This is a genomic window from Methylobacterium sp. WL120 (assembly GCF_008039465.1).
Classification (GTDB): Bacteria; Pseudomonadota; Alphaproteobacteria; order Rhizobiales; family Beijerinckiaceae; genus Methylobacterium; species Methylobacterium cerastii.
The window spans coordinates 23,794-29,793 of the sequence record NZ_VRUT01000051.1 but is presented as its reverse complement, the minus strand read 5'-3'; the positions used below and the strand labels follow the sequence as shown (position 1 = coordinate 29,793).

The window sequence follows — 6,000 nt, the reverse complement described above, 5'->3', positions numbered from 1 at the left end:
CGGCGTGCTCGACCGGCGAGGAGGTTTACTCCCTCGCCATCCTCCTGCGCGAGCACATGCTCACCCTGGCAGATCCGCCACGCGTGCAAATCTTCGCCACCGACATCGACGAGCGCTCGCTCACGGTCGCCCGGACCGGGCTCTATCCGAAGACCTACCTGTCCGCCGTCTCGCCCGAACGGATCGCGCAGCACTTCGTCGTCGAAGGCGACAGCGCGGTGGTCGCAAAGGCGGTCCGTGACCTCTGCACCTTCGCCCCGCACAGCGTGCTGCGCGACCCGCCATTCTCACGTCTCGATCTCGTCTCCTGCCGTAACCTGCTGATCTACCTCGGCGTCGAAGCCCAGCAGCAACTGATGCCGGTGCTGCACTACGCTCTGCGCCCGCGCGGCTACCTGTTCATCGGGATGGCCGAGAACGTAACGCGCTTTGAGGATCTGTTCGAGACGATCGACAAGCGGAACCGCATCTTCCAGGCCCGCGACGCGATCCCGCCGGCCCGGTTGCCGCCGATGTCCGGGCAGGACACGCCGATCTTCGCGGGTGCCGGCCAGCCGTACCGGCGCAACGTCACGACGCACACGGCCCTGCGGCACACGGTCGAGACGCTGATGCTGGCCGAGTTCACGCCGCCCCACGCGGTCGTGACGCGGACGGGCGAGGCTGTGCACTACTCGTCGCGGATCGGCGATCACCTGGAGGTCGTACCGGGCCAGCCGACGCGGGAGCTGGCTGCGATGGCGCGCAAGGGCCTGCGGCTGGATCTCCGAACGGCGCTGCGCGAGGCGATCGAGGGCAACACTCGGGTCGTGCGCGACAGCATCAGCGTCGAGCTGCCGGACGGCCGCCTTCAAACGATCTCTTTGGTCGTCAAGCCGTTGAACACTGCCGGCGCGACCGAGCCATTGTTCCTGGTCGTGTTCAACGAAGCCGCTGCGCCCGTCGTTAAGGAGCGGCAGGCCTTGGAGGCGAATGAGCGAGACACGGCGTTCCAGGGCTTGGAACGCGAACTGAGCATGACGCGCGAGCGGTTGCAGGGCGTGATCGAAGAGTACGAGACCTCCCTTGAGGAGCTCAAATCCTCGAACGAGGAACTCTACTCCGTCAACGAGGAGATGCAGGCCGCCAACGAGGAGCTGGAGGCTTCGAAGGAGGAGACGCAGTCTCTGAACGAGGAGCTTCAAACGGTAAATGCCGAGTTAACGTCCAAGATCGAGGCCATCGATCAGATGAGCGACGACCAGTCCACGCTGTTCGAGGGCATGAACGTCGCCAGCGTGCTCCTGACGCCGGATCTCCACATCCGCATGTTCACCGCTGCCGCGGCGCAGATCTTCGGCCTCCAGCCGGGCGACGTCGGCCGGTCCCTGCGCAACTTCTCGACGCCGATCCCCCTGACGTGGCTGTTGGACGAGATCCCGACTGTGCTGGCGGCGAGCCGACCCTCCGAGCGGACGATTGAGGGGGAAAACGGCGCTCGCTACCGTGTCCGGTTGATGGCCTCGTCCCGAAAGGGCAGCCGGATGCCCGGGATCGTCGCGAACTTCACGAACCTACTGGAGCAGGGATGACCGAGGGGAGCGGGCACCGCGCCTAGAACCTCGGCGGCCCGTCCGCGCTTGCGTGATATCGACGAGGCTGCCTACGCGAGAATAGCGGGCAAACGGCACGCCTTTGCAGAGGCCGCCCACCTCTGTTTCGTGCGAAAGCAGATCGCGGTGCCGGCCTGATCTGAAGGTTGAACGTCAGATTTCCGGCGGCCAGCCCAGGCTTGCCTCGACATCTACGAAGACATCAAAGCTTACGACATGCCGGAAATGCAGATTCTGATGCGCCTACTGCTGCTTCAGATCGGTCAAGACATTGCGCGCCAGCAATCCAAAAATTAAAAAGGCGCAGCTTGATTGCAGTTCATGAGGCTGAATAAGGGGAGGCTATCTGTTCGGCGCGTTCAGCCATTCGTCCGCGAGCGTAAGGGTCGCACGGTAGAATACCGTACCGTCCATGTCTCGCACGGCGGTTGAGAAGGTCCGATGATCGCCAGTGGCCAGCTTGTCCCGAGCCATATCCGGAAGGGCTGCCAACGCGGCCGTGCGAGCATCTTCCAGGGTATCGAAGTCAATGCCCTCGTCGCCAAGGATCAAGTGTTCATCGTCACAGCTATCGATGACGTAGCGAGACATGTGGCTCTCCTCAGAAAGCAGCACTCTCCTAGGTTCTGTTGGCTGACGCCACAACTTAAGTGAAATGCTGCAGCTACGCCTTTGAAACACGCTAGGCGTCTTATTCCTCCTGCATTAGCAGCCGACGAATTCCCCTTCGATCAGCCGCGGCGACGCTGCTTGCCCCCTCCATAGGCGGGTCGCCGGCAACGTTTTTGAACGGTCGTCACCGAACCGAACCTGGGACAGGCTGGTTGATGCGCCATGGCGTACCAAAACCCCGTTGAGAACTTTTCCTGCCAGCGCTTGCGCGACCGGACGGCCCTGAACGTCATCCTCGATGAGACGGTGCTATCCGCGTTTTCGGAGACGATCTCCGTGCTCCGAGATGGTGGCGATCCGCTGGTCCCTGAGTTTGAGCATGTGGTCCGTTCGCTTCGCATAGGCATCATCAAGCAGCGCGCCATCCTTGGGGCCGCAGGGATCGACTTGTGATGGTAGAGCGCCCACTCTACATCGTTCGGGGTCTCTCGAAGAACGGCACAGTGACCTACAACTGTCCGACGCCGGAATGGGCTGTGCGCAAGAACCGTGACCTGATCCAGAGCAAGCTGACTGACGTTACCATCACGGGACCGGACGGCCGCATCCTGAGCCTGAGAGAGCTGGAAGCCCTCTCGGACGAAGGCGCCGTACCCAAGGCTTGCGCCTTGGCGTCCAGGGCCTAACTGCCGACAGCGATATGACTGTTCCTCGCCGTCATGCCACGCCGTACATGCCAGCATCCCGCCGACTGTAAGGCCGCCGGTCGCGGTGGACCCTGCCGCCGATGCGATGCCGCTGCCATTGCACAGCGGGCAGTGTCCCTTCGCGAACGCATCCAAGCGAAGAAAGCCGAAGGGCTCTCACTCTATGCGCCGCGCAGTGAGCGTTCTCCGAGGGAAGAGGTGCCTTAACTTGAGGCCGTTGATCTCTGCTCGACTGCCTCTGGGTGAATTTTCCCTCCGTCGTCGGCGCACAAGCATGGTTGCCGTGTAGCGACCGCTTCGTTGCGAGATGTCTGCTTTCGAGCTTTAGGTTGGAGCTCCTCAAAGGCGAAGTTGGGTCGCAAGCAGCCGGTGTACGCCGTCACCGCAGCTGCGTCTGGTGGCTACGCAGGTTGGAAAAGCTGAGCTTCAACGCCGTCTACAACATCATAAAATCTACATTTAGTGATGTTAGGCGCTAACTTATTGATATCACTGGAAATGATGAACCGCTCGCCCTTACATCAATCTGGAAACATCATGCTTTGCAGCTGAGAAGCACAAAATGTGAGGTTCTATTGAAACAGGCGCGCGTGCCCACGGAGGCCGAGTTCAAGCGATTGGTGGCGGTTGTGAGTCAGGGCAAGTTCGGTTCGCGCAACCGCATGGCCCTCATGCTGAGCTACCTCGCAGGGTTACGGGTGGGAGAGATAGCTTCGCTGCGTTGGAGCGATCCTTTGAATGGTGAGGGCAAGGTACGCGAGCAGCTTCGTCTCTGCGCGGCTGTTACCAAAGGCGGCCATGCCCGCGTGGTGTTCATGAACGCCCGGCTACGCAAGGAGGTGGAGCAGTACCGCAGCAGCCTCGCGCAGCCCCCTGCCCTGCTGCAGCCCATGCTGGTTACTCAAAAGTGTTCTGCGTTCAGTGCGAACACGCTGTGCCAGCTCATGCGGGGCTGGTACGATCTGGCCGGGTTAGATGGCGGCTCAAGCCACAGCGGCAGACGCTGGTTCATCACACGTCTCGCCCATGCTGGGATCTCGCCCAAGGCGATCATGATGCTGGCCGGTCATCGTCATCTATCAACCACGCAGCGCTACATCGACGTGAATGACGAGATGATGCGCGCTGCAGTGGAGATCCTCTGAACCACACGACAGCTCGGCGTTCGCCTACGTTAGCGATTGCCGCTCAGGCAGCCTCGGCCATCGGCGCTGGGCTCGGAGCATCCATCGCACGCATGTAGACGTCGAGCAGTGTCTCGTGCTCGTCCCGCTCGTCCTGATCGAGCTTGCGCAGCTTGAGGATCTCCTTGAGGATTTTCACGTCCAGCCCCTCGCCCTTGGCCTCCAGGAAGATCTCCTTCTTGGCTTCCATCAGATCCTTGATTTCCTCATCGACCTTCTCCACGCGCTCGATGATCGAGCGGATACGGTCGCCGGCAACCCCAACGGTGTCGATGGTGTCGGACATGCTTCCTCCTCAGCGAATGCAGGGCGGCAACCTCGCGGGTTTGGGTAAGCAGATGGTTAATGCTGATGGGCGATCCCGGCAGTACGAGCGGCCTCTAACAGTCGGGCTGCGGACCGATCTGTTGGCTTCACCACTCTTCAACCATGCGGCGCGAGGATGGGACCATGCTGAATCTCTCACCGCCACGCGCCATCACGTTCCTCGTGTCGCTCGTACTCATCGGGCTCGCCGTCGCTAGCTTGTACATGCGCATCCCAATGATCGGACCCATAGTAGTGAAGTTCAGGACTTGGTTTTTCGTCGGTGCTTACGTTGTTCTTGCCCTTGGCATCGTGTCAAAAAGCTTGTGATGACGAGAATTTTCCAACCGAACGTGACCTAGACAAAGAACAGAACCATCCCATATGATGTGCATCTGCAGTCGGCGTGATTTGCATCGCTGAGCCAGATTTTGTCAGGATTTTTCCATACATGAAGCGTCGCAGCGCGCGCCCGTTCACGGTCGAGATCAAGCATACCCGTACATCCCGCGCCTCGCTCACCGAAGCCACAGCACATTCCCGTAAAGGTCAGGACCTGTGGGGGGGGCTGACGGTAGCCGCTGCTGACAAGCCTGCCGAGATGCAGCCTGCACCCCTGCTTCACTCCGAAACTTCACGATCTCACACGCCAGCTCGGCGGGTGCTGCCGAGCCTCGTGCCGATATTTGATATGCCTGTCGAGCCCGAAATCCTTGAAGTGCGTAAAGCGCCTGTAGAGGAGCGGCTGGCACGCGTGCGTCGTGTGAAGCCCCCGGCTAATCGTACGAAGGCCTCGTCTGTAGCTACAGCCGCGAAACCGGGTGCTGATGAGTTACATACGCAAAGGCCAGCTACTGCTTCGGCTGTTGTCGCTATCGCTGAGGTTGATGCCAGCGCAAATCCGCAGTCTGCTGTTGCGCGTGTGCGTTCCGCAACGCGCACCAAGGAGGTCACCACCTTGCGGCCCGGTGAGCGCTGGAAACGTAGGCTTCCGCGAGCCCTCTGGTGAATTGATAGCCCTACCTTCCTCGGTACCTGAACTCGCCGAAGTTCAGATCTCACAGAGCGTGGATGGCCATCAAAGCTGGGTAATCAGGCGATCTAGTAGTGCTCACCACGCAGACTGTCGCCGTCTAAACCAAAGGCAATTAACTCCCGGCTGCTAAGCTGACCAAGTTGATCAGAGTTGTTCATGCAAGCCCTCAGGGCCTCACCTTATGCAGCGTCGTGGCCGCCGAGAAGCAGCGCGAGCTCACGCCTGCCGAGTATTGGCGCTTCATTCAGCCTGAAGGTATGATCAGCTTTGAGGACGGCAAAGAGTACAAAACGCTGAGCTGGTAGCTCGTACGGCTCGGTCTCATGTCGGAAGTCTACAGGGCCTAGTGGGGCCTCCCTGCCGATTATCCCATGACGGTCTCGGCTTACTCTTCGGATTTGCACGAACGGCAGAATTAGGCAGCTTACACGGAAGCGGACCTTCTGCATCCGACCCAACCTGGTCGCGAATGCCGCCAACAACGCTACCCGAAAGCGGACCTCTACATGGAATGTCGACAGGATACCGTGGGTATGCAATCGCCGACTTTTTCGGAACCTGTC

At 60.4% G+C, this 6,000-nt stretch carries 5 protein-coding genes; 3 read left to right on the top strand and 2 right to left on the bottom strand.

Annotated features, from left to right (window positions below; translation table 11 throughout):
- Window positions 1-1,571 (top strand): CheR family methyltransferase (locus FV229_RS11840; protein ID WP_187275127.1); only part of this gene is annotated, 1,571 nt, incomplete at its 5' end.
- A 363-nt stretch (window positions 1,572-1,934) separates the two neighbouring features.
- Here the strand turns inward: FV229_RS11840 and FV229_RS11835 are convergent.
- Window positions 1,935-2,183: a hypothetical protein gene (locus tag FV229_RS11835; RefSeq protein ID WP_147752164.1), complete on the bottom strand. Its 249-nt coding sequence runs from the start codon at window positions 2,181-2,183 to the stop codon at window positions 1,935-1,937.
- Window positions 2,184-2,426: 243 nt separating this feature from the next.
- Here FV229_RS11835 and FV229_RS11830 point away from each other — a divergent pair, with 243 nt between their 5' ends.
- Both FV229_RS11830 and FV229_RS11825 read left to right on the top strand, forming a co-directional pair.
- The gene (locus FV229_RS11830; RefSeq protein WP_147752163.1) at window positions 2,427-2,657 is read left to right on the top strand and encodes a hypothetical protein; all 231 of its coding nucleotides are present in this window, start codon (window positions 2,427-2,429) and stop codon (window positions 2,655-2,657) included.
- A gap of 829 nt (window positions 2,658-3,486) precedes the next feature.
- A complete protein-coding gene (locus FV229_RS11825; RefSeq protein WP_147752162.1) occupies window positions 3,487-4,056 on the top strand; it encodes a site-specific integrase in 570 nt (189 codons plus the stop codon).
- 43 nt (window positions 4,057-4,099) lie between these two features.
- On the opposite strand, the gene FV229_RS11820 is transcribed toward FV229_RS11825, so the two are convergent.
- Entirely contained in the window at window positions 4,100-4,381 is a 282-nt protein-coding gene (locus tag FV229_RS11820) for a DUF2312 domain-containing protein (RefSeq protein WP_147752161.1), read from the bottom strand.
- Window positions 4,382-6,000 lie beyond the last annotated feature (1,619 nt).